Source organism: Pseudomonas sp. JV449, from assembly GCF_032424295.1.
Lineage (GTDB): Bacteria > Pseudomonadota > Gammaproteobacteria > Pseudomonadales > Pseudomonadaceae > Aquipseudomonas > Aquipseudomonas marginalis.
The window spans coordinates 147,449-170,800 of the sequence record NZ_VYKD01000003.1; the positions used below are offsets into that span (position 1 = coordinate 147,449).

Below are 23,352 nucleotides of genomic sequence, written 5' to 3' on the forward strand. Positions count from 1 at the left end.
TGTGGTGCGCTTCGCGGTCACCTTGCAAACTAGAGGTCGCTCGATACGGATACGCAGTGATAACCAGCTCCCGGCAATCGAGTACTGGAGACGCTTTCCCTGCATGAGGGAACGCTCCAGCATTCCCAGGCTGTTGAGAATGTGGAAGACGGCTGCGTCCCCCAATTCCCAATCAGTGGCGTTGCCGGTATCAGTATCTGCAATGTCTTCCTGCACGGCTTTAAATGCCAGCACTCAGCGGTCACGTAGCGGCTCAAAGCCCGCTGCAGGGGGGATTGACGATCTCGGTCGGTCGCCCGCGCCAGTTGATCCAACTCGCTGACAAGTTCGGGCTTTACTCGGAAAGACAGAACGGGAGAGCTGCCATTAACGTTGTTCCACACGTGTTCTGTATGCGCTGTGTACATGGTATGCGGACGTTATGCTTCGGCTGGTAGTCGGCCACCAATAGCGGTTTGTCGGTTTGGGGAAGGATTTACAGGCGAGCGACTGGGTTGTATCAACCCAGAAACAACAAAGCCCTCACATTTCTGTGAGGGCTTTGTTTTGTATGGTGCGGCACCAGACGAACGGTATGTTTCGCTGAGACTAGGTTTTCCGGGCGTCTGGAGTTCGCTGGAAAATTCGGCGTACCCCAACCAGTAACTATAAATAAATCAGCTAGTTATGGCTCTAAGTGGAATCGAATCCGGAATTCATATCGCATTAGCACGCTTTTATCAGTGCGTGCATTACAGATGGGAGGGCGATTAATTGAAGATTGTGGAGAGGCGGTGGAGGCGTGCCTCCACTAGATCATGAAAGCGGAAGACCAGCTAGGAGAGGAGCTAGTAGAGGCAGGTACTGTGCTGCGAGCACGTTGCCCGCTGTACCTTCGAGAATAGTTCTAACCGAGTGTAGGCTTTCGCGGATTATGCCGAGCCTGGGGGTTGGAGCCTTTATCTGACTGCGAACGGTCTCCAAATCACTCCTGAGCTGTTCGCGCTCTACTGAGCTATTCATCTGGCCAATGACTGGAAGCAAGCTCTCAACAAACGTAGATAGACCTTCGAGATCCGTGGTTTGGTTATACGTCTGAGTAGAGCCATTGGTGGCTTGCTGAATTTGAGATCCGTTCATGGTTCCGATGGTGATGTTGTAATTGTTCTGACTCGCCACGAGTTTCTCCTCTCTTGTGAAGGTTGCGTCCTCTCCCAAAATACCCTGAGCTTCGAGTTCCACGGCAAAATCGACGATCCTGTTTCGAACAGAAGAGACGATTCGATCAATGAGGTTCAGAGGAATCTCAAGCATGAATTCTGAGGTCGGGGTCTGCAATAGAGACCGCAGTTCATTACATTGCTCAGGCCCGAATGCCAGGCCTAACGTGCGACCCCTGTTCGGCTCCGTTGTGAACTCTTGAAGCTGGCTCAGCGGGTTATTCATTGCCATTTGCGACATGAGCCCCTGAAGCTCCGCGTGACCCACATCTACTGGAATGCTTCCGTGCCTCGGATGCCTATAAATGACCCGGCCGGTTATCTTGCGATAGTCCGGAATGTCATCCAGTAGCTCGTAGCCTTCCATCTCATGCTCCAGCCACGCGCTGATGGTCTGCACCTTCAGCAGTGCCGATACGACTCGCGCCTTACGGAGAAGGCTCAGAATATTGACATTGTCATCACAGGCATCTGCCCGAAGCTCGAAAACAAGACTTCCCATTGCCATTCCCTTTTTTAGATAGAAGCAGAATGCCACACTCCCTGAATTATGACTGTTTACAGTGGTCATGGGCAGGGGAAAGGCATCATCAAAGCCGTTTACAGAAATGTGGGCGATTCCCAAAAGCGTCAGAATCAGAAGGGGTGGGCGCTCAACAGAAAACTGTGCTCTGGACACAGCCATGTCTGATCCGTAGGATCAAAATGCCATCGCTAGATTGATCAAGTTCGACGCCCAAAAGCCATGAGAACTTTAGCTGGGTGTTGACCAGGATAGATTTTTCAGACTCACGAGACCGTCGCTCATGGAAGATGTAACGATAAAATGAAAAAATTTATAGCTGCGACGCTTCTTTCTACCACCATTGCGCTTGTCTTTGCGTTGGCGATTATTCATTTTTCGCCGATTAGCGAAATATTAATCAGCCATACTCAGTTTGTACCGGTCAAAGACTTTAAAGAGCTAGGTGAGTACGAGCAAGTTATAATTGAGCGGATGATAAAAGAGAAATCTATTGTCACGGTGGATAGTCTATGGTCTATGCAGGTCTCTTTCTACCAAACTATCGTCAGTTTACTAATTGCTTTGAATGCTGCAATATTGGTTATTGCTTTCGTTGTAGTTAAAAGTTCTTCCAGGGCTGAGGTTATAAGGGCGTCTGTAGAACAGTTTAATGATTTTTCACGAAGTGGCGACTTTACCAAGCTTGTGCAGAAGAAGGCCAAAAAAGAAGTTGTGAAAATTAATTTGACCTACGGCGATGTATGGGATGAGCTTGATGATCACGACGTTAGGATGAAAGCAAGCGAAGATGCTATAATCGTAATAAGTAATCGGCTAGCTGATTTGGATAGTTCAGAAGATTGTGTAAAAGGCACCGAAAAAATCGGTGATTAGGTAGGGAAATATGGCTTTCATCCGTAAAAGCGCAAAGCCGCAAGTTGGTAAGATTGGTAGTCCCGCCTTAGAGGCTAGGGGGGAGGATAAGCTTACTGTGGCTCAAATGCTAGAACTGGCTAGGCGAGAGGGCATAGACACTTCTCCCTTGGATGTTCATGCGTTAGTAAGTGCGTTAGGGATAAAGTTCTTATGCGTCCCTATGGATGATGAAGTTTCAGGTTCTCTTAGCCTTTCTGAAAATGGGAGAGACTGGCTAATAAGGGTGAATGCGTTACATCATCCAAATCGGCAAAGATTCACTGTGGCGCATGAACTTGCGCATTTTGCTCGGCACAGATCTCAGCAATTAAAGTTCGTGGATCAAAACTTCTTCAGGAACGGCGATAGTAATGCAATGGAGGTTGAGGCCAACCGTTTCGCAGGTGAGTTGCTCATGCCGGAAAGCTTGTTTAGAGATCGTGTCAAACTTTTTAGCGGAAGCATCGAAGCAGTTGCTCAATATTTTAAAGTCTCGACATTGGCCGTCAGAGTTCGAGCTAAATCATTAGGGATGAAAGGGCATGGATTGGAGTAACTTCATATATTTTCCCGTATTAAAAACAAAAGATGCAGAGCTTAGGGCAATTTCCTCCGTTGATAAGGTATCTCGCGAGAAAATACTTCCAATATATGAAATTACAAAATCGAGAATAACCAAGAAAAATTCTCTTGGAGATATTGTCAAGCGTCTGGATCAGATTCGTGGAATTCAGAATGGCCTGCCATTTATATTGGATGTTGCCACCGATCCTAAGCAGACTAACTCTCAGATTGAAAGTATATTGTCGCCAGATGACGGATATCGTTTCTGGAGAGAATGGCTAGAAGCACATGATGATCTTTCTATAGTCCCAGTTATTCATATTAACTTAGAAGATGATGAAGATTTGGATGAGGCCCAAAGCTTTGTTCGAGCGGTTGCGCATAAGTATCCTAAAATGGCTCTTCGTCTCCCAACTGGATTGGAGGAGGAAGAATATAGTGAAATACTAGATCCAATAGTTTCTGTTTTGGGTGAGTCAAAACTTTATGTTCTGATAGATGATGGGTGTATACGCGATATAGTAAAGAAGAGCTCAATCGGGGCTGTCGCACAAAGTTATCAGAGCACCTTTGAAATTATTGCAGAGATGGACGATAGTGAAAACTGGCTGGAAAAGGTTGTATGTATATCAGGGTCATTCCCCCAGCAAGTGAAAAATGAAGGGGTGGGGGACGAATATGGAGATTTTGATATATTCGAGCATGGCCTATACCTTCAGTTGAAAAAAAATCGACCTGACTTACAGTTTGGTGACTACGCATCAATTAATATTAACCAAACTGAAATGCGTGGTGGCACATTTGTGCCGCGTATAGATTTCTGTACTGACAGTAAGTTTTTCTACTACCGGAAACGCCGTGAAAGCGGTTCTTATATCTGGTGCGCAAAAAAAGTTATTGCTGACTCAGACTTTGTGGATAATGGTACTTGGGGAGATGATGAGATAAATAGTGCGGCGATAGGGAGTCCTTCTGGAATCAGTCCTTCATTTTGGATTTCTGTTCGTGCTTGCAACTATATGACTCGAAGAGTAAAGATCTTAAGCGCCTAACTTGTTAGCTGGTAAGCTTAAGGAAAATACGTCGTCCAATGTTACTATGGCTGTTATCTCATTTTGGAATGTAATGGTCCGAGAGCCATACCTATCAACGATGTATTTTCTGAATGCTTTTTTTATATTTTCTTTTTTGTGCGCTGATTTTATCTTGGTGCAAAGTTCAAATTTTGATTTTCCCGACAGCTTGAACTCTTTTCGTAAGCTCTCTATTGGGAGTGCGTCTAACGTTATTAAGGTGTCAAATTTCCTTATTAGTCTTGCTGCTCGGACTCGCCTTACTCCCTCCTCGGAGCAAATATAAATTCCTACTTTTTCTGGTGCAAGTTTTCTAATGGAGGCTAGATGTTTTTTGTCGCAGACTACGTATACATAATCAAAAAGTTGTTCATATGATTCTAGCTGCACAGGCAGTCTATCAATTCTGTCGTAGGCTGACTTTATCTCATACCCAAACACCTCTCCTTCCTGGACGCAAATAAGATCCGCTCTCCGACGCCCAAAATGGAAAGGGAACTCAGTAGAGATAGCTTCTGTGGTGCTATCATTTATTAGATGCTCTAAGAGTGCACGTTTTATTTCTAGTTCTTTCATTGGGTTGACAAGCCTTTAAATTACTGTTGTTAGCTTTTTTCTAGTGTTTTTAGTCTAGCCTCGACGGTATATTTGAGTAACAGTTTATAACTTTAAGGTGTCATGATCTTTATCTGTTCAGGGTGCTAACGCAGCCTTGAATTGACGCTTCAACACCCGCCACTCTTCATCGCTTCCATCGCATAGCAATGCTACAAGTAGTTCTCCTGCATAGCTAGGATTGAATTGTCCGTAGTTTTGTAGATGTATCTGAGTGATGGCTTTTTGCCGGTCTCTGAATGTTGCCTAACGTTTAAACTCCCAAGATTTTCCTAAGCGAAGGGTGAGCAAATGTGTGGTCAACAAATAGTAATAGCGTGTCGACTCTGCGTGTTGGTTCAAATGTTGACTCAGAAACCATGCCAAATGTTTTCGCTGCCAAGCCCATGGATTGTCTATGTGCCCGCGATTGGATATTGCTACTTGAATGACTTTCGCTTGGCGAAGGTGACGCTGGCGCGTGGAATGCGACCCTGTCAGTACACCCATCAGAAACAGCTCAATATCGATTGGCTGGCTCATTCTCGACCATCGATGTAAGCCGATACTACGTCGATACGGCCATGCCCCAGTTCATAGCTGATTTGTGCTCGTACCTCTTGATCAAGGTTTTGCTCAAGGCTGTAGCAGTTGCCGCCGTTGATGGGCGCGAGGTACTGGCTAATTTGCTCATAGCGTTCGCACGCATAGGCTGCGCGCAATTCGTGGAATCCTTTGACGCTGTGCTGATGGAGGATATCTCGTGCGGGGCGTACGGCAGCCTGTAGGAAGTTTCGGTAGCTTTCATTTGGTGCCAACAGATTGCGGCTACCGTCGGGCGAGACTTGAAGGGCGAATGCCAGTGCGTCGTGGATGTGCTCATCCATCGTTATCCATCGAGGGGCTGAGGCTCCTGAACGGCCACCTTTGGTGCCTTCCTGGATATTGATCTTGCCGTATTGCTCTGCCTCACGTTTTAAACGCGGTAGGTCGGCCAAAATAGCCTCGCGTAAGCGCATGCCGGTGGCTCGCGCCAACTGCGCGATGGCCGCGGCGCGTTGCATTTGGTGTTCGCAGAGCACTTCGACGATTCGCCTCACGTGTTCGCGGTCTTGGCCTTGCGGCACCGAGCGACGAACACTGGTGCGTCGCATACCTAGCGCCTTGCTCGGGCTCGGCACTTTCACATACTGATCACCGCGAAGCGCGGCCATGGTCCGATTCACACTGGACAACCGGTTTTGCGCAGTGGCGATGGCCAGCTCACCTTGTTCAACTTGTTGGCGCAGATATCCGGCGTAGTCCAGCAAGGTCTGCCAATTAATCTGCCGCGCATCGTTAAACCCCGGTCCTTCCTCCGACCGACACCAGCGTACAAACGCCTGCCAACGATCACCGTGCGCCTTGACCGTGCCGTAATGCCCGCCGCCAAACAGGTCGCGCAGCGCTTGCGGTCCGGCATAGCTCAGTTGCCGGCCATAGCCAAAATTCCGCCCATCCCGTCTGCCTACCAATGCCATGATTAAACGCCTCTCGAAGCCAAACTTTTAAAACCATCCCCACGTCATCCCGCCAAGAATGCTGAGTGTTATCAGGGATCAAGGCCCCTGCGACCTGTGAGGGTTGTCCACTGACGCGGGACTGACGGCTCTTTACGACCGGGAGCTTGGGCACCTCATGACCTGGTCTCCTGAACACTTCCGAAGAAGTGGGCGGGTGGAGACTGCACTGGCTGACGAGACCGGCGCCGCGAGATCCTGAGTCGGGTGAAGGCAGTGATGCGATGACCGGGGCATGCCTGACTGTCAGTCAGGTGCAGTCCATTCCTTGGGCTGCGGCACCATCATCTGCATCGCTGTTGCTGGTGAACTTTCGGTGTTTGTCACGCCGATTGTCACGAGGGGGAATGCCGCAAAGCCTTGTACGAGTTGGGCTGCAGCAGCGGTTGGAGCGCCCGTCTCTTTCCGGGAGAAAGAGACGGGCGCAGGTTGGCGCAATGAAATGGCCAAACGGATAGATTGCTGCAGGGCAGCTATGAAAGGGAATGAGTTGCCGCAGTGGGCACGCTGGTAAAAGTAGGCATCCATCACATCGCTGTGACCGTGCGAGCCGCCGGACGCTAATCGCACTTTGGGAGAACCACCACGGTGTGGCGTAGCCTTAAAGGTTCTGGCTACCTGGGTTGCTGTCAACGACAGCGCTTTGCCCGATCTTTTCTACGCCTGTGGATAATTCGGGTCAAGGCTCGAATTTTCGGGAGTTCTGCGGCTGTGGATGAAATTATCCACCGGTGGAAATCAGTGGTTTTCCACAGACAGTTGCGTGGGCTTTAGATTTTTTAAGTGAGGTCCATCCAAGCCGGGCGGCTTTGCAGCCCTGCTTGGATGGACCCGCGTGGACAAGCGGATCACTGAGATATGAAGACCGAGCGCTTACTCGGCTGCGCCACGTTTCGCTTTTAGGCGAGTGACGTTCGCTCCGGTCTGGTTGGCGAACTCGTGTGGGGTGACATGCTCCTGCCGGTTGGCCTCCAGGTACCGGCTCCACCAGTTCATGATCAGCCTGCGCTCCTCAATGAACTCGGCCTTGTGGATGTAAGCTGCGCGGACGTTGTTGCGCTCCTTGTGGCTCATCTGCCGTTCAATAGCTGTCTCCGACCACAGCCCTGACTCGATCAGTGCGCTGCAGGCCATCGAACGAAATCCATGCCCGCAGATATCGGTTTTGGTGTCGTATCCCATCGTTCGTAGCGCGTTGTTCACGGTATTTTCGGACATGGGTTTCCAGGGTTTGGCATCACCTGCGAAGACCAATGCGAATTTGCCTGTGAGTGCATGGATTTTTTCGAGTAGCGCCACTGCTTGCGGCGATAAGGGTACTAAATGGATATCCCCTGCCATCTTCGTACCCCTTGTGGAAAAGGGTACTCCCTCCAACGCGGGTCGAGTGTCCGGTATCTCCCAGGTGCCACGCTTGAGGTCGAACTCGCTCCAGCGTGCGAAACGCAGCTCGCTGGATCGTACAAACACATGCAGCGACAGCATCACCGTAAGATGGGTAAGTGCCCGGCCTTTATAGGTGTCGATCCGCTCCTGCAGTTCAGGCAGTCGCGATAAGGGTAGAGCGGGGCGATGTACCACCCGCGGGGCTTTGATCGAGCCTTCGAGATCGTAAGCAGGGTTTATGGTGATAAGCCGGAGGCGCTTTGCCTCGCGCATGATGCTCTGCAGGTAGTTTTGTACCCTTAAAGCAACGTCGATCGTTCCGCGCTTCTTGATCGCTTCCAAGGGCTGCATAAGGTCATGGGTGTCGAGATCAACAATGGCGCGTGCGCCGATCAGCGGGAATACGTGGGTTTTGAGGCGGCTCATCACTGTCTTGGAATGGCCTGGCGCCCACTTGGCCGACATTTCCGTATGCCAGTCAAGCGCAACGCTTTCAAAGGTTCTGCCTTTGATTACGGCTTCCGCCTTGGCTTGGTGCTTGGTTTCTATGGGATCAATGCCATCCGCCAGCATTCGCTTAATTTCCAAGCGCTTGCGGCGCGCATCGGCGAGGCCAATGACGGGATAGTTGCCGAACGAGGTCAGTCCTTCCCGTCCGTCAGGTTTGACGTAGCGGAGCCGCCAGCCTTTGCGGCCATTGGGTTGGACTAGGAGGTAGAGGCCGTCGCCGTCGAAAAGCTTGTAGGCGCGGTCTGTAGGTTTTGCCAAGCGGCAAGCTGCGTCGGAGAGCGGAGCTGTGGTGCGCGACATAAGGGTACTCCCTTTTATCGAAGTGACCTGTATCCCAAACTCTACCCTTAAAACGGTTGGAATCCACCAGTTTCTGACGGAAACCGATGGAACCCCAAAACGAAAAAACCCGCCAGAAGGCGGGTTTTTCGGGGGTTCTAGAGATTTTGAAAGCCTTCTCTGGAACCTTGTATGGTGCCGGCACCAGGAGTCGAACCCGGGACCTACTGATTACAAGTCAGTTGCTCTACCAACTGAGCTATACCGGCGTGTTAGGGCGACGATTATAGCGATTGGCAACGTTCTGTAAACCCCTGAATTCTGACTATTTTTGCAGAACCTGAGCTTTTTTCACGAACGCCCCTTTTTCCGGCAAGCGCGGGTAGGATTCTTCCCTCGTCGCCGGGCGGTCTGGCCGGTGCGATGTTGAGTTCATCCCTGCCTAAGGAAGCCCCACGTGAAACGGATTCTCTCCCTGTGCCTCATCCTCCTCACCGCCGCTCTCAGCGCGTGCTCCATTACCAAGCCCGGCAACGACCCCGCGCTGGTCGGTACCTGGAAAGGCCTGCGTTCGGAAACCGGCAACTGTCAGTTCCTGTCGTGGACCAACCACCTCAAGGCCGATGGCCGTTTCACCATTATCTTCTTTCGCGATGCGCAGCAGACGCAGGTGATTCGGACCGAGCAGGGGTCGTGGTCGGCGGCCGACGGTAAGAACGAGTTGCGCATCGATGGGGTGCGTTCGCCGGATGTGTACACCTATAAGCTGGTGGACCCGGACACCGTGCATTACGTGAGTGTGGCAGCGGACCCCACCAGCGATTGCCAGGGTGATTATGAATTCACCGAGCGGCGGGTTCATCAATAAGCCTGAGCAGTTGTCCGCTGGCTGACGATGGTCAACGCGTTCGCGCTCGTGCTGGGTATCCTCTTGGTTCAATGGGTGGGTTCATTGAAGGTCGAGGAAGTGTCCAGCGGCGTGGGTTTTGCTTAGTTGTGCACAGACGTCGCGGGCGACCGCCGGGTGGGTTTTGCCTTGAATCCAGGCGCGGTTTGCGTATTCTGTCGCGCGATATGAATAGTAGGTTTAATCGCAAAATCGTGTAGGCAAATTTTCGAGACAGATTTGAGGCAACGGATTATTTGTTTATGGGTATGTCAGATTTGTGCCGTTTTTGACCATCAGGCCAACAAAAATCACGATAAATCGGTGCAAGTTCATGTTCTTACAACGAATGCATTTTTATCGCTGGATTCGTCATAAAAATGGCGCCACGCCGTTCGTCGGATAATATCGAGCTAAAAGCATCAAAATACTGACACCATCAATGTGATATCACAGAATGCCTCGGCCAACACATAACTATAAAAATACAAGGTCAGCTCTTCGCTGACCTTTTTATCGCCTTTAAAGCGCAAACCAGGTGGGGAGGGGCAGTGAGTGAGTCGAGCAGATGACATTTCAAAACTATTCAACAAGCTGGGTGCCAACCCGAATGGCTACCGCGAAATCGACTTTATCCATGAGTTTATCGAGGACGAAGTAGAGGTCCTGGAAAGCCCGGAGGTTGTTGCTCCCCCGCCTGCATTGGCAGCTCTCTTGGATGAAGCCCCATCGGCCCCGTTGTTGCGTTTGCTCGAAGAGCTGAACCATGGCGCCGCCGACCACCTGCCACGGTCCGAAGTGGTACCGGGCCCGCAAGGCGAGGTGTATTCGGAGCAGTCCACGCCGAAAGTGGTGGTGGTGGTTTCGGTTAAAGGGGGTGTCGGCCGTAGCACCTTGTCTGCTGCGATTGCCAGTGGCTTGCAGCGCCAGGGGCACCCGGCGCTTGCCCTCGACCTGGACCCGCAAAACGCCCTGCGTCACCACCTGTGCCTGGGCCTCGACTTCCCTGGCATCGGCGCTACCAGCTTGCTTAACGAAAGCTGGGAAGCCCTGCCTGAACGCGGCTTTGGCGGTTGCCGCCTGGTGGCGTTCGGTGGCACTGACCACGAGCAGCAGCAGAGCTTGAATCGCTGGTTGGGTCAGGATCCCGAGTGGCTTGGCAAGCGTTTGGCCAGCCTTAAGCTGAACGGCCAGGACACGGTCATCATCGACGTACCGGCGGGCAACACCGTGTATCTCCGCCAAGCCATGTCGGTTGCCGACGCGGTGCTGGTGGTGGTGCAGTCGGATGTGGCGTCGTTCAGCACCCTGGAGCAGATGGACAGCGTGCTGGCGCCATACCTGCAACGCGCAAAACCGCCACAACGCTTTTATGTGATCAACCAGTTGGACGCCGCCCACCGCTTCAGCCTGGACATGGCCGAGGTGTTCAAGACGCGCCTCGGCAGTGCCCTGCTGGGCACGGTACACCGCGACCTTGCGTTCAGCGAAGCCCAGGCCTACGGGCGTGATCCCCTCGACCCTACCGTCAACAGTATCGGCTGCCAGGACGTCCACGCCCTGTGCCGCGCCTTGCTCGAACGCATCGACTCGGACCTTCCATGACCGACAATACGTCCTCCACGCCCTTCGTCGAAGGGCGCGCTGAACAGCGCCTGAATGGCGCCATCGCGCGCTTCAATCGCTGGCCTGCAGCGCTACGTACGGTGCTGGTATTTGCCAGTTGCGTGCTCGGTGCCCTGCTGTTTTTTGGCGTTATCAGTGCGCCGCTGGACCTCTACAGCCAATGCCTGTTTGCCGTTGTGTGCTTCATGGCGGTGCTGGTGCTGCGCAAGATCCCGGGGCGCCTGGCAATCCTCGCGCTGGTGGTATTGTCGCTGGTGGCCTCGCTGCGCTACATGTTCTGGCGACTCACCTCCACCCTGGGCTTTGAAACCTGGCTCGACATGTTCTTCGGCTACGGCCTGGTCGCCGCCGAGTTCTACGCCCTGATCGTGCTGATCTTCGGCTACGTACAAACCGCCTGGCCGCTGCGTCGCACCCCGGTGTGGCTCAAGACCGAGCCGGAAGAATGGCCGACGGTGGATGTGTTCATCCCCACCTATAACGAAGCGCTGAGCATCGTAAAACTGACCATCTTCGCCGCCCAGGCGATGGACTGGCCCAAGGACAAGCTGCGTGTGCACGTGCTCGATGACGGCCGCCGTGATGACTTTCGCGAGTTCTGCCGCAAGGTCGGGGTCAACTACATCCGTCGCGACAACAACTTCCACGCCAAGGCCGGTAATCTCAACGAAGCGTTGAAGGTCACCGACGGCGAATACGTCGCGCTGTTCGACGCCGACCACGTGCCGACGCGCTCCTTCCTGCAAGTCAGCCTTGGCTGGTTCCTCAAGGATCCGAAGCTGGCGATGCTGCAAACGCCGCACTTCTTCTTCTCGCCGGACCCGTTCGAAAAGAACCTCGACACCTTCCGCGCCGTGCCCAACGAGGGCGAGTTGTTCTACGGCCTGGTGCAGGACGGCAACGACCTGTGGAACGCCACCTTCTTCTGCGGCTCGTGTGCGGTGATTCGCCGTGAGCCGCTGCTGGCAATCGGCGGGGTAGCCGTCGAGACCGTGACCGAAGACGCCCACACCGCGCTCAAGCTCAACCGCCTGGGCTACAACACGGCGTACCTGGCGATCCCGCAAGCCGCGGGCCTGGCCACGGAAAGCCTGTCGCGCCACATCAACCAGCGGATTCGCTGGGCGCGGGGCATGGCGCAGATCTTCCGCACCGACAACCCGCTGCTGGGCAAGGGCCTCAAGTGGGGCCAGCGCATCTGCTACGCCAACGCTATGTTGCACTTCTTTTATGGTTTGCCGCGTTTGGTATTCCTCACCGCACCGCTGGCCTATTTGGTCTTTGGCGCGGAGATTTTCCATGCCTCGGCGCTGATGATCGTCGCTTATGTACTGCCGCACCTGGTGCATTCAAGCCTGACCAACTCACGCATCCAGGGCCGCTTCCGGCACTCGTTCTGGAACGAGGTATACGAGACCGTACTGGCCTGGTACATCCTGCCGCCGGTGCTGGTGGCGCTGGTCAACCCCAAGGCCGGTGGCTTCAACGTCACCGACAAGGGCGGCATCATCGACAAGCAGTTCTTCGACTGGAAGCTGGCGCGCCCTTACCTGGTGCTGTTGGCCGTGAACCTGGTCGGCCTGGGCTTTGGTATCCATCAGTTGATCTGGGGCGATGCGTCCACGGCTGTGACGGTGGCGATCAACCTGACCTGGACCCTCTACAACCTGATCATCACCAGCGCCGCTGTCGCCGTGGCCTCGGAGGCGCGCCAGGTGCGTTCCGAGCCGCGCGTCAGCGCCAAGCTACCGGTGAGCATTATCTGTGCCGACGGCCGAGTGCTGGATGGCACTACCCAGGATTTCTCGCAGAACGGCTTCGGCCTGATGCTCACCGATGGTCACTCGATCACCCAGGGCGAGCGCGTGCAACTGGTGCTTTCGCGCAACGGTCAGGACAGCCTGTTCGATGCGCGCGTGGTGTTCAGCAAAGGGGCGCAGATCGGCGCCCAGTTCGAACCCCTCAGCCTGCGCCAGCAAAGCGAATTGGTACGCCTGACCTTCTCCCGCGCCGACACCTGGGCCGCGAGCTGGGGCGCCGGCCAACCGGATACGCCGCTGGCGGCCCTGCGCGAAGTCAGCTCCATCGGCATCGGCGGCCTGTTCACCCTCGGCCGCGCCACCCTACACGAACTGCGTCTGGCCTTGAGCCGCACCCCCAAAAAACCGCTTGATACGCTGATGGACAAGCCATGACCTCGAAGATTTTCGCTCGCCCTCATCCGCGCCGTGCACTCGCGCTGATGATCGCCTCGCTGATGGGTTTCAATACCCTGGCGCAAGCTGCCGAGCAAGCGGTGACCACCGTGCCCGTGCAAAGCACCGACAACGGCTACAGCCTGACCCTCAAGCAATTGGGGCGTCGCGACACCATGAACCTGCAAGGGGTGGAGTCTTCCGACAGCGTCAACTTCGACATTCGTGCCGACGAAGTGGTCAAGGGCGCGCAACTGTTGCTCAAGTACAGCTACTCGCCGGCGTTGCTGGCGGACCTGTCGCAGATCAACGTGCTGGTCAACGGCGAAGTAGCCGCCAGCCTGGCGTTGCCCAAAGAGGGGGCCGGTACTCAGCAAGAACAACTGGTGCAGATCCCGCCGAAGTTGATCACCGAATTCAACCGCTTGAGCCTGCAGTTCATCGGTCACTACACCATGTCCTGCGAAGACCCGTTGCACAGCAGCCTGTGGGCCAAGATCAGCAACAGCAGTGAGCTGAAAGTGCAGGTCGAGCCGATCGTCCTCAAGGACGACCTGGCCGTGCTGCCGCTGCCATTCTTCGATAAGCGTGACGCGCGCCGGGTGAGCCTGCCGTTCGTGTTCGCCACCGCGCCGGACAGTGCCGCCCTGGAAGCGGCCGGTGCGTTGTCGTCTTGGATCGGCGGCCTCGCCAGCTACCGTGGCGCGACCTTCCCGACCACCCTCGGCGAGCTGCCGGCCAAGGGCAATGCCATCGTGCTGGTGCAAACCGCCGAAGCCATGGATGTGCACGGTGTCGCCATCGCCAAGCCGACCGGCCCGACGTTGACCCTGATCGCCAACCCCACCGACGCCAATGGCAAGCTGCTGATCGTCACCGGCCGTGACGCGCAAGAGCTCAAGCGCGCCGCCACCGCCGTGGTGCTGGGTAGCCCGGTATTGGCCGGCAACAGCGTGGTCATCACCAAGCTCGAAGCCCTCGCGCGGCGCCGTCCCTATGACGCCCCGAACTGGCTGCCGAGCAACCGCCCGGTGCGCCTCGGTGAGTTGGTCGAGCAGCAGAAACTCAGTGTGTCGGGCTACAATCCCGGCGCCATCAGCGTCGACATGCGCCTGCCGCCTGACCTGTTCAACTGGCGTGAAGAAGGCGTGCCGCTGCACCTCAAATACCGTTACACCCCACAGCAGGTGTCGACCAATTCCGCGCTGCTGATCGGTCTGAATGACCAGTTCATGAAGTCCGTGGCGCTGCCGTCGGTGACCAACCTGGGCGGCGGTCAAACCCTGCTCGACCAGTTGAAGAAAGACGAAAGCCTGCCCCGTGAAGTGACGACCCTGTTGCCGATCAGCTCGGCATCGCCCAAGTCCAAGCTGCAGTTGCGCTTTATGTACGACTACATCAAGGAAGGCGAATGCCGCGACATTATCGTCGACAACATGCGCGGTTCCGTCGACCCGGACTCGACCCTCGATGTCACCGGTTACCAGCACTACATCGCCATGCCTAACCTGGGTGTGTTCAACGACTCCGGTTTCCCGTTCACGCGCCTGGCCGACCTGTCGGAATCCGCCGTGGTCATGCCGGACAACTTCGGCACCGATGAAATCACCGCTTACCTGACCGTGCTCGGCCGCTTCGGCGAAGCCACCGGTTACCCGGCGACTGCCGTGAAAGTGGTACAGGCCAAAGATGTGCAAAGCGTCGCCGACAAGGACCTGCTGGTGCTCGCCACCGCCGCCAACCAACCGCTGCTCAAGCAGTGGCAGCAGTACCTGCCGGCGACCAGCGATGGCGCGCAGCATCAGTTCCTGTTGTCGGACCTGCCGCGTTATGTGCGCAGCTGGGTCAGCCCCGATCCGGCGGCCAATATCCACAAGGCCAATACCGGGATCACCTTCAACAGCTTGAGCAGCAGCACCTGGCTGGCCGGTTTCCAATCGCCGCTCAAGTCCGGGCGCAGCGTGGTCCTGATCGCCAGCAACCAGCCGCAAGGCCTGCTGGAAGCTACCTCCGCCCTGATCGGCGGCGACGACTACAAAGATTCGATCCAGGGCAGCCTGGCGGTGGTGCAAGGCACGCAGATCAGCTCGCTGGTGGCGGACGAGCAGTACTACGTCGGCAAGCTCAACTACTTCAAGTTCATGCAGTGGCAACTGTCCCAGCACCTGGGGTGGATGCTGTTGATCACCTTCCTCAGTCTGGCGGTGGTCACGTCGCTGATCTACCTGTCGCTGCGTGCCCGTGCAAAACGGCGGTTGGCATGAGCCCGCTGCGTAGCATGGCCCTGATAGCGCTGGGCTCGCTGATGTGTGCTGGTGTGGCGCAGGCGCAGAGCTGCGACTGGCCGTTGTGGCAGAACTATGCCAAGCGCTTCGTGCAGGACGACGGCCGCGTGCTCAACTCCTCCATGAAGCCTACCGAGAGCAGCTCCGAAGGGCAGTCCTACGCGATGTTCTTCGCCCTGGTCGGCAACGACCGTGGCAGCTTCGACAAGCTGTGGACCTGGACCAAGGCCAACATGTCGGGGGCCGATATCGGCCAGAACCTGCCAGGTTGGTTGTGGGGCAAAAAGCCTGACAACACCTGGGGCGTGATCGACCCCAATTCTGCCAGCGACGCGGATTTGTGGATGGCCTACGCCCTGCTTGAAGCGGCCCGCGTGTGGAATGCACCGCAATACCGCGCCGATGCGCAATTGGTGCTGGCCAATGTGGAACGCAACCTGATCGTGCGTGTGCCGGGCCTGGGCAAGATGCTGTTGCCGGGGCCGGTGGGTTACGCCCATGCCGGTGGTCTGTGGCGGTTCAACCCGAGCTACCAGGTGCTGGCGCAGCTACGTCGCTTCCATAAAGAGCGGCCGAATGCCGGCTGGAACGAAGTGGCCGAAAGCAACGCGCGGATGCTCGCCGACACCGCCAGCAACCCCCATGGCCTGGCGGCCAACTGGGTCGGTTACCGCGCGACCAGTGCCAACACCGGGCTGTTTGTGGTCGACCCGTTCTCCGATGACCTGGGCAGCTACGACGCGATCCGCACCTACATGTGGGCCGGCATGACCGCCAAGGCCGATCCACTCGCGGCGGGCATGCTCAAGTCCCTGGGGGGCATGTCCCGGGCGACGGCTGCGGCGGCCACCGGCTTCCCGCCGGAGAAAATCCACGTCACCACCGGCGAAGTCGAGAAGAACAACGGCTATTCGCCGATCGGCTTCTCGGCGTCGACCATTGCCTTCTTCCAGGCCCGTGGCGAAACCGCCCTGGCACAACTGCAAAAGGCCAAGGTCGACGACGCGCTCAACAAAGCCCTGGCTCCCTCGGCGCCGGACAGCGCGCAGCCGATCTACTACGACTACATGCTCAGCCTGTTCAGCCAAGGCTTTTCCGATCAGAAGTACCGTTTTGAACAAGACGGTACGGTCAAACTTTCCTGGGAGGCAGCATGCGCCGTCACACGCTAGCCATTGCGATTCTCGCCGCCCTGGCCTCGACCGCCAGCTTCGCTGAAACCAGCGACCCGCAGTCCCTGCTGATCGAGCAGGGCTACTACTGGCAGGCGAAGAAAAACCCCGAGCGGGCCCTGGAGACCTGGCAGAAACTGCTTAACCTGAGCCCCGAGCAGCCGGACGCGCTTTATGGCATCGGCCTGATCCAGATGCAGCAGAACCACCCGGCCGAGGCGCAAAAGTACCTGGCCCGACTGCAAGCGCTGAGCCCGGTGCCGCGCCAGGCGTTGCAGCTGGAGCAGGACATCACCGTCAACATGCCGGAAAATGCCAAGCTGCTGGAGCAGGCGCGTGAATTGGGTGAGCCCGAAGACGAGCGCGAAAAGGCTGTGGCCTTGTACCGTCAGATTTTCCAGGGCCGCCAGCCCCAGGGCCTGATTGCCCGTGAGTACTACAACACCCTGGGTTTTACCGCCAAGGGCACCAATGAGGCCATTGCCGGCCTTCAGCGCCTGACCCGTGAGCGGCCCAACGATCCGATCGTTGCGCTGTTCCTGGCCAAGCACCTGGCACGTAACCCGGCAACCCGGCCGGACGGTATCCGTGCGTTGGCCAAGCTGGCCTCGAACAACGATGTGGGCGGCAACGCCGATGAAACCTGGCGCTTTGCGCTGGTCTGGCTCGGCCCACCGAAGCCGGACCAGGTGGCGCTGTTCCAGCAATTTCTCACCGTGCACCCGGATGACACCGAGATCCGCGCGCTCATGGACAAGGGCATCGCCCAAGGCAAGGGCGGCGGTGCCTGGCAGCGTGATCCGCAGATGACCAAGGCATTCAAGGCCCTGGACGACGGCGACTTGAAAACCGCCGAGCCACTGCTCACGGCGCGCCTTGCGCAAAAATCCAATGACGTCGATGCCCTTGGTGGCATGGGCGTGTTGCGTCAACAGCAAGAGCGTTTCAGCGATGCGGAAAACTACCTGGTGCAGGCCACGCGCTTGCCCGGTGGCGCCGCATGGCAGTCGGCCCTGAACGACGTGCGTTACTGGAACCTGATCAGCCAGAGCCGTGATGCCCAGCGCGCCGGCCGCGGTGCCCAGGCCCGTGACCTGGTGGCCCAGGCCGAGCGCCTGAATCCGGGCCAACCGGGGGCGGCAATCGCCTTGGCCGGTTTCCAGGCCCAGGACAACCAGTTCGACGTTGCCGAAGCCGGCTACCGCAAGGTGTTGGCCCGTCACCCTGGCGACCCGGATGCGCTCAGCGGTTTGATCAACGTATTGTCCCAATCCGGCCAGCCGGATGAAGCCCTGAAGCTGATCGACTCGGTGTCTCCGGCCCAGCGCGCCAAGTTTGCGCCGAGCGTGAAAATCAACGCACTGCGCGCTACCCAGGTCGGCAAACTGGCCGAGCAGCGCGGTGACCTGAAGGCTGCGCAAGCCGCCTACCGCCAGGCCCTCGACGCCGACCCGGAAAACCCCTGGACCCGCTTTGCCCTGGCGCGCATGTACCTGCGCGACGGTCAGATCCGCAATGCGCGTGCCCTGATCGACGGCCTGCTCAAGACCCAGCCCAACCAACCGGATGCGCTGTACACCAGTACCCTGTTGTCGGCTGAACTGAGCGAGTGGAAACAAGCCGAGGCCACCCTCGGGCGCATCCCCACCGCCCAGCGCACGGCGGACATGAACGAGCTGGCGATCGATATCGCCCTGCATCAGCAAACGGACATCGCCATCGAAACGGCGCGCCGTGGCCAGCGTCCGGAAGCCCTGGCGCTGCTTGGTCGTTCCGAGTCGCTGACCCGGCAAAAACCTGAGCGCGTGGCGGTGCTGGCTGCTGCTTATGTTGAAGTGGGCGCCCCGCAGTTCGGCCTGGACATGATGCAGAAGGTGGTGGAGAACAACCCCAACCCGACCGTCGACCAGAAACTGCTGTACGCCAACGTACTGCTCAAGGCCAACAAGTACAGCGAGGCGGGCGAGATCCTGCGCGAAGTGCAAGGCCAGCCGTTGACCGAGATCGGTCGCCAGCGCTATGACGATTTGATCTACCTGTACCGGGTCAAGCAGGCCGACGCCCTGCGCGAGAAGAATGACCTGGTGGCGGCCTACGACATGCTTTCCCCGGCCCTGGCCCAGCGCCCGAACGACGCATTGGGTGTCGGTGCCCTGGCGCGCATGTACGCGGCCAGCGGCAATGGCAAGAAGGCCATGGAGCTGTACACGCCGTTGATCCAGCAGAACCCGAACAATGCGCGCCTGCAATTGGGTCTGGCGGACATCGCCCTGAAAGGCAACGACCGCAGCCTGGCGCAATCGGCCAGCGACAAGGCCCTGGCGCTCGAACCGGGCAACCCGGAGATCCTCACTTCGGCGGCACGCATCTATCAGGGCCTGGGCAAGAACAGCGAAGCCGCTGAACTGCTGCGCAAGGCCCTGGCGATTGAAACCGCGATGAAGGCCAGGACCCAGGTGGCCCAGGCCGAACCTCAGGGCAAATCGTATAACCCCTTCGTGGGCTTGCCGGGCCAGCGCCGCCAGGTCACCGACCTGACTGTCGCCGGCGCCGTGCCGCCGCCGATCGATGCACCGACCAAGACCGTCACGTCCAGCGCGTTTGCCAGCGCGACGTCCAACGACCTGAGCGACCCGTTTGTGCCGCCGTCGACCATCGCCTCCATCGACAGCCCCGAGCTGAGCCCGGCACGGCGTGCGCTGGATACCATCCTGCGTGACCGTACCGGGTATGTGGTGCAGGGCTTGAGCGTGCGCAGCAATAACGGCGAGAAAGGCTTGAGCAAGATCACCGATGTGGAAGCGCCGTTCGAAGCGCGCATGCCGGTGGGCGATAACACCATAGCTTTGCGCGTCACGCCGGTGCACTTGAGTGCGGGCAGCGTGGGCAGCGATGCGTTGTCGCGTTTCGGCAAAGGCACCACCACCCCGGCGGGCTCCCAGAGCGACACCGGTGTTGGCTTGGCCGTCGCGTTCGAGAATCCGGATGAAGGCCTCAAGGCCGACGTCGGGGTCAGCCCGTTGGGCTTCCTCTACAACACCCTGGTGGGTGGCGTGAGTGTCTCGCGTCCGTTCGAGGCCAATTCGAACTTCCGCTATGGCGCCAATATTTCCCGGCGTCCGGTCACCGACAGTGTCACTTCCTTCGCGGGTTCCGAAGACGGCGATGGCAACAAATGGGGCGGCGTCACCGCCAACGGCGGCCGTGGTGAGCTGAGCTATGACAACCAGAAGCTGGGCGTCTACGGCTACGCGTCGCTGCATGAATTGCTGGGCAATAACGTCGAAGACAACACCCGCCTGGAACTGGGCAGCGGCATCTACTGGTATCTGCGCAACAACCAGCGGGACACGTTGACCCTGGGTATCAGCGGCTCGGCGATGACCTTCAAGGAAAACCAGGACTTCTACACCTACGGCAACGGTGGTTACTTCAGTCCGCAGCGCTTCTTCTCCCTGGGCGTGCCGATTCGTTGGGCACAAAGCTTTGATCGCTTCAGTTACCAGGTAAAAAGTTCGGTAGGCCTGCAGCATATCGCGCAAGATGGGGCGGATTTCTTCCCGGGCGAAAGCACGCTGCAAGCGTCCAGGGGTAATCCCAAGTACGAGAGCACCAGCAAAACCGGCGTCGGCTACAGCTTCAACGCGGCTGCCGAATACCGTCTCAGCTCGCGGTTCTACCTGGGAGGTGAAATCGGACTCGATAACGCCCAGGATTACCGCCAGTACGCGGGTAATGCCTATCTGCGCTACTTGTTCGAAGACCTGAGCGGACCTATGCCTTTGCCGGTCAGCCCGTACCGTTCCCCTTATTCCAACTGATTAAATCGGAGTCATTCATGCCTGTTTCTGCGATTGCCGGCCTAACCATGCTGGTACTGGGCGAAAGTCATATGAGCTTTCCCGATTCGTTGCTCAACCCGCTGCAAGACAACCTGACCAAGCAAGGCGCGGTGGTTCATTCCATCGGTGCCTGCGGTGCTGGTGCGGCGGATTGGGTCGTACCGAAAAAAGTCGAGTGTGGCGGCGAGCGCCTGCCCACCGGCAAAGCGGTGATCTACGGCAAGAACGCCATGAGCACCACGCCGATCCAGGAACTGATTGCCAAGGACAAACCCGACGTTGTCGTGCTGATCATCGGCGACACCATGGGCTCGTACACCAACCCGGTGTTCCCCAAGGCCTGGGCCTGGAAAAGCGTGACCTCGCTGACCAAGGCGATCACCGACACCGGCACCAAGTGCGTGTGGGTCGGTCCGCCGTGGGGCAAGGTCGGTTCCCAGTACAAGAAGGACGACACCCGCACCAAGCTGATGTCGGCCTTCCTGGCCAGTAACGTGGCGCCGTGCACCTACATCGATTCGCTGGCCTTCTCCAAGCCGGGCGAGTGGATCACCACTGACGGCCAGCACTTCACCATCGACGGCTACCAGAAATGGGCCAAGGCCATTGGTACGGCCCTGGGCGACCTGCCGCCATCGGCCTACGGTAAAGGAAGCAAATAATGAAACGCATGACTCTGGGCCTGGCGACCTTGCTCGCCAGTGTCAGCGCCTACAGCGCCGACATCCCGTTGTACCCCACCGGGCCGGAGCAAGACGCAGCGTTCCTGCGTTTTGCCAATGGCACTCCCGGCGAGTTGAAGCTGGTGGCGGACGGTTCCAAGGCCAGCCTGGTGTTGAGCGGGGATAAAGCCGTGTCGGCCTTCCTGCCGGTGGTGGGGGGTGACAAGCCGATCAAGGGCGTGTTGAGCCGCGACGGCAAAAACGCCGACCTGTCGGTGACCGTGGCCCCCGGCGAATTCGCCACCGTGGTCGCGTTGGTCGACGCCCAGGGCGCCACGCGCCAGTTGGTGGTGCGTGAGCAACCGGACGACTTCAACGCGCTCAAGGCTTCCCTGGCCTTTATCAACGCCGATGCCGCCTGCGCCGACGCCAGCCTGGAAGCCGTGGCCCAAAAGGCCGAGCTGTTCAAGAAGGTGGCCGAAGGTTCGCTGCAACGCCGCATGATCAACCCGCTGGAATTGTCGGTGCAGCTCAAGTGCGCCGGTGCTCCGGTGGGCCAGCCGCTGACGTTCACCCTCAAGGCGGGTGAGCGCTATAGCGTGCTGGCCGTCCCTTCGGCTGCAGGTTCGAAGTTGCTGTTCGCTTCCGACGCACTCGCTAACTGATCGGGCCCGACACCACCATGGTCTTTGCCTCACTCGAATTCCTCACGCTGTTCCTGCCGGCCTTCCTGTTGATCTATGCCCTGGCTCGTCCGAGCTGGCGCAACGTCATCCTGTTGATCGGCAGCTGGTTGTTCTACGGCTGGCTGAGCCCGTTGTTCCTGTTCCTGCACATGGTGTTGACCGTGGTGGCATGGGTCGGCGGCCTGCTGGTGGACCGTTCCCGTGAGGACGGCAAAGGCCGGGTGCGCCTGTTGATCGCGTTGATTGTGTTCAACACGGCGGTGCTGTGTTGGTACAAGTACGCCAACATCGTCGCCGGTACCGTGAGCGAGGTGATCACCTGGTACGGCGCCATGCCGCTGGATTGGCAGCGCGTGGCCTTGCCGGCCGGCTTGTCATTTATCGTGCTGCAGGCGATTTCCTACCTGGTGGACGTGCACCGTCATACGGTGCCGGTGGAACGCAGCTTCATTAATTACGCCACGTACATTTCGATGTTCGGCCACTCGATTGCAGGCCCGATCATCCGTTATGACTGGGTTCGCCGTGAGCTTAACCAGCGTTATTTCAACTGGCCGAATTTCTCCCTCGGCGCGCGGCGCTTCATGATCGGCATGGGCATGAAAGTGCTGGTGGCGGACACCTTGTCGCCATTGGTGGACATTGCCTTCCACCTGGAAAACCCCAGCCTGGTGGATGCGTGGATCGGTTGCCTGGCTTATTCGCTGCAACTGTTCTTCGACTTCGCCGGCTACAGCGCCATGGCCATCGGCCTGGGCCTGATGCTGGGTTTTCACTTCCCGGAAAACTTCAACCGCCCGTACCTGGCCAGCAGCATCCAGGACTTTTGGCGTCGTTGGCACTTGTCGTTGTCCAGTTGGTTGCGCGACTACCTGTATATCGCCCTGGGCGGTAACCGCGACGGCGTGTGGCGTACCTATCGCAACCTGTTCCTGACCATGGCAATCGCCGGGTTGTGGCACGGCGGCGACAGTTGGAACTACCTGTTGTGGGGGGCGGCGCATGGTATCGCGCTGTGTGTGGATCGCGCCTGGTCGCGGTCGAGCCTGCCGCGCATTCCGCCGGTGCTGTCGCACATCCTGACGTTGCTGTTTGTGTGCCTGGCCTGGACCTTGTTCCGCGCGCCGGACTTCCATTCGGCACTGACCATGTACGCCGGCCAGTTCGGTATGCATGGCGTGGCCTTGGGTGACGCCATGGCCGTGGCCATGCGCCCGGCCCACGGCATGGCGGCGTTGCTGGGCCTGGTATGCATCATTGCGCCGATCTGGCAGGTGCGTTGCGAGCAGCGTTTCGGTACCCAGCCCTGGTTTGTGGTGGCCGCTTCGTTGTGGCCGGTGGCCGGGTTTGTGTTGTCGTTCGCGCTGATCGCCAGCCGCGACGCCGTACCGTTTCTGTACTTTCAGTTCTAAGG

The 23,352-nt window shown here is 57.5% G+C and carries 17 protein-coding genes and 1 tRNA gene; 12 read left to right on the plus strand and 6 right to left on the minus strand.

Going from position 1 to position 23,352, the window contains the following annotated elements; translation table 11 throughout:
• Positions 1-795 precede the first annotated feature (795 nt).
• Complete coding sequence (locus tag F6S08_RS02110) at positions 796-1,884, minus strand: hypothetical protein (protein WP_315871218.1); 1,089 nt, start codon at positions 1,882-1,884, stop codon at positions 796-798.
• Between the two features lie 141 nt (positions 1,885-2,025).
• Between F6S08_RS02110 and F6S08_RS02115 the strand changes: the two genes are divergently transcribed.
• The 3 genes from F6S08_RS02115 to F6S08_RS02125 are packed head-to-tail and all read left to right on the plus strand — an operon-like array spanning position 2,026 to position 4,235.
• A complete protein-coding gene (locus F6S08_RS02115) occupies positions 2,026-2,598 on the plus strand; it encodes a hypothetical protein (protein WP_315871219.1) in 573 nt (190 codons plus the stop codon).
• A 10-nt stretch (positions 2,599-2,608) separates the two neighbouring features.
• Positions 2,609-3,175, plus strand: a complete 567-nt coding sequence (locus tag F6S08_RS02120; RefSeq protein ID WP_103399721.1) for an ImmA/IrrE family metallo-endopeptidase — start codon at positions 2,609-2,611, stop codon at positions 3,173-3,175.
• Positions 3,162-4,235 carry a beta family protein gene (locus tag F6S08_RS02125; RefSeq protein WP_103399722.1) on the plus strand — a complete coding sequence of 358 codons (1,074 nt, stop codon included), beginning with the start codon at positions 3,162-3,164 and terminating at the stop codon, positions 4,233-4,235. The genes F6S08_RS02120 and F6S08_RS02125 overlap by 14 nt, the downstream gene beginning before the upstream one ends.
• Here the strand turns inward: F6S08_RS02125 and F6S08_RS02130 are convergent.
• The 5 genes from F6S08_RS02130 to F6S08_RS02150 form a co-directional block, all read right to left on the minus strand.
• Positions 4,224-4,832, minus strand: a complete 609-nt coding sequence (locus F6S08_RS02130) for a sce7726 family protein (RefSeq protein WP_315871220.1) — start codon at positions 4,830-4,832, stop codon at positions 4,224-4,226. The two genes, F6S08_RS02125 and F6S08_RS02130, sit on opposite strands and share 12 nt — an antisense overlap.
• Positions 4,833-5,117: 285 nt before the next feature.
• Positions 5,118-5,393, minus strand: coding sequence for a hypothetical protein (locus F6S08_RS02135; RefSeq protein ID WP_315871221.1), 276 nt, complete (start codon positions 5,391-5,393; stop codon positions 5,118-5,120).
• Positions 5,390-6,370 carry an integrase domain-containing protein gene (locus F6S08_RS02140; RefSeq protein ID WP_315871222.1) on the minus strand — a complete coding sequence of 327 codons (981 nt, stop codon included), beginning with the start codon at positions 6,368-6,370 and terminating at the stop codon, positions 5,390-5,392. The genes F6S08_RS02135 and F6S08_RS02140 overlap by 4 nt, the downstream gene beginning before the upstream one ends.
• 912 nt (positions 6,371-7,282) lie before the next feature.
• Positions 7,283-8,605, minus strand: coding sequence for a tyrosine-type recombinase/integrase (locus F6S08_RS02145; protein ID WP_315871223.1), 1,323 nt, complete (start codon positions 8,603-8,605; stop codon positions 7,283-7,285).
• Between the two features lie 172 nt (positions 8,606-8,777).
• Positions 8,778-8,853 (minus strand) — tRNA-Thr (locus tag F6S08_RS02150).
• Between the two features lie 188 nt (positions 8,854-9,041).
• On the opposite strand from F6S08_RS02150, the gene F6S08_RS02155 reads away from it, so the two are divergent.
• The 9 genes from F6S08_RS02155 to F6S08_RS02195 all read left to right on the plus strand — a co-directional run bounded on the left by F6S08_RS02155 (position 9,042) and on the right by F6S08_RS02195 (position 23,350).
• Positions 9,042-9,452 (plus strand): hypothetical protein, encoded by a 411-nt coding sequence (locus F6S08_RS02155; protein ID WP_315871224.1) that lies wholly within the window; start codon positions 9,042-9,044, stop codon positions 9,450-9,452.
• A 573-nt stretch (positions 9,453-10,025) separates the two neighbouring features.
• Complete coding sequence (gene bcsQ / locus F6S08_RS02160) at positions 10,026-11,075, plus strand: cellulose biosynthesis protein BcsQ (RefSeq protein ID WP_083221132.1); 1,050 nt, start codon at positions 10,026-10,028, stop codon at positions 11,073-11,075.
• The gene (bcsA, locus tag F6S08_RS02165; RefSeq protein WP_065925774.1) at positions 11,072-13,291 is read left to right on the plus strand and encodes a UDP-forming cellulose synthase catalytic subunit; all 2,220 of its coding nucleotides are present in this window, start codon (positions 11,072-11,074) and stop codon (positions 13,289-13,291) included. Before bcsQ ends, bcsA begins: the two co-directional genes overlap by 4 nt.
• On the plus strand, positions 13,288-15,555 hold the full coding sequence (gene bcsB, locus F6S08_RS02170) for a cellulose biosynthesis cyclic di-GMP-binding regulatory protein BcsB (protein ID WP_315871225.1): 2,268 nt from the start codon (positions 13,288-13,290) through the stop codon (positions 15,553-15,555). The genes bcsA and bcsB overlap by 4 nt, the downstream gene beginning before the upstream one ends.
• On the plus strand, positions 15,552-16,748 hold the full coding sequence (bcsZ, locus tag F6S08_RS02175; RefSeq protein WP_027605101.1) for a cellulose synthase complex periplasmic endoglucanase BcsZ: 1,197 nt from the start codon (positions 15,552-15,554) through the stop codon (positions 16,746-16,748). Before bcsB ends, bcsZ begins: the two co-directional genes overlap by 4 nt.
• Positions 16,730-20,569 (plus strand): cellulose biosynthesis protein BcsC, encoded by a 3,840-nt coding sequence (locus tag F6S08_RS02180; RefSeq protein ID WP_315871226.1) that lies wholly within the window; start codon positions 16,730-16,732, stop codon positions 20,567-20,569. The genes bcsZ and F6S08_RS02180 overlap by 19 nt, the downstream gene beginning before the upstream one ends.
• A gap of 17 nt (positions 20,570-20,586) precedes the next feature.
• Positions 20,587-21,252, plus strand: coding sequence for an SGNH/GDSL hydrolase family protein (locus F6S08_RS02185; protein ID WP_065925771.1), 666 nt, complete (start codon positions 20,587-20,589; stop codon positions 21,250-21,252).
• A complete protein-coding gene (locus F6S08_RS02190) occupies positions 21,252-21,917 on the plus strand; it encodes a DUF4397 domain-containing protein (RefSeq protein WP_065925770.1) in 666 nt (221 codons plus the stop codon). The genes F6S08_RS02185 and F6S08_RS02190 overlap by 1 nt, the downstream gene beginning before the upstream one ends.
• A 17-nt stretch (positions 21,918-21,934) precedes the next feature.
• On the plus strand, positions 21,935-23,350 hold the full coding sequence (locus tag F6S08_RS02195) for an MBOAT family O-acyltransferase (protein WP_027605097.1): 1,416 nt from the start codon (positions 21,935-21,937) through the stop codon (positions 23,348-23,350).
• Positions 23,351-23,352: the final 2 nt, after the last annotated feature.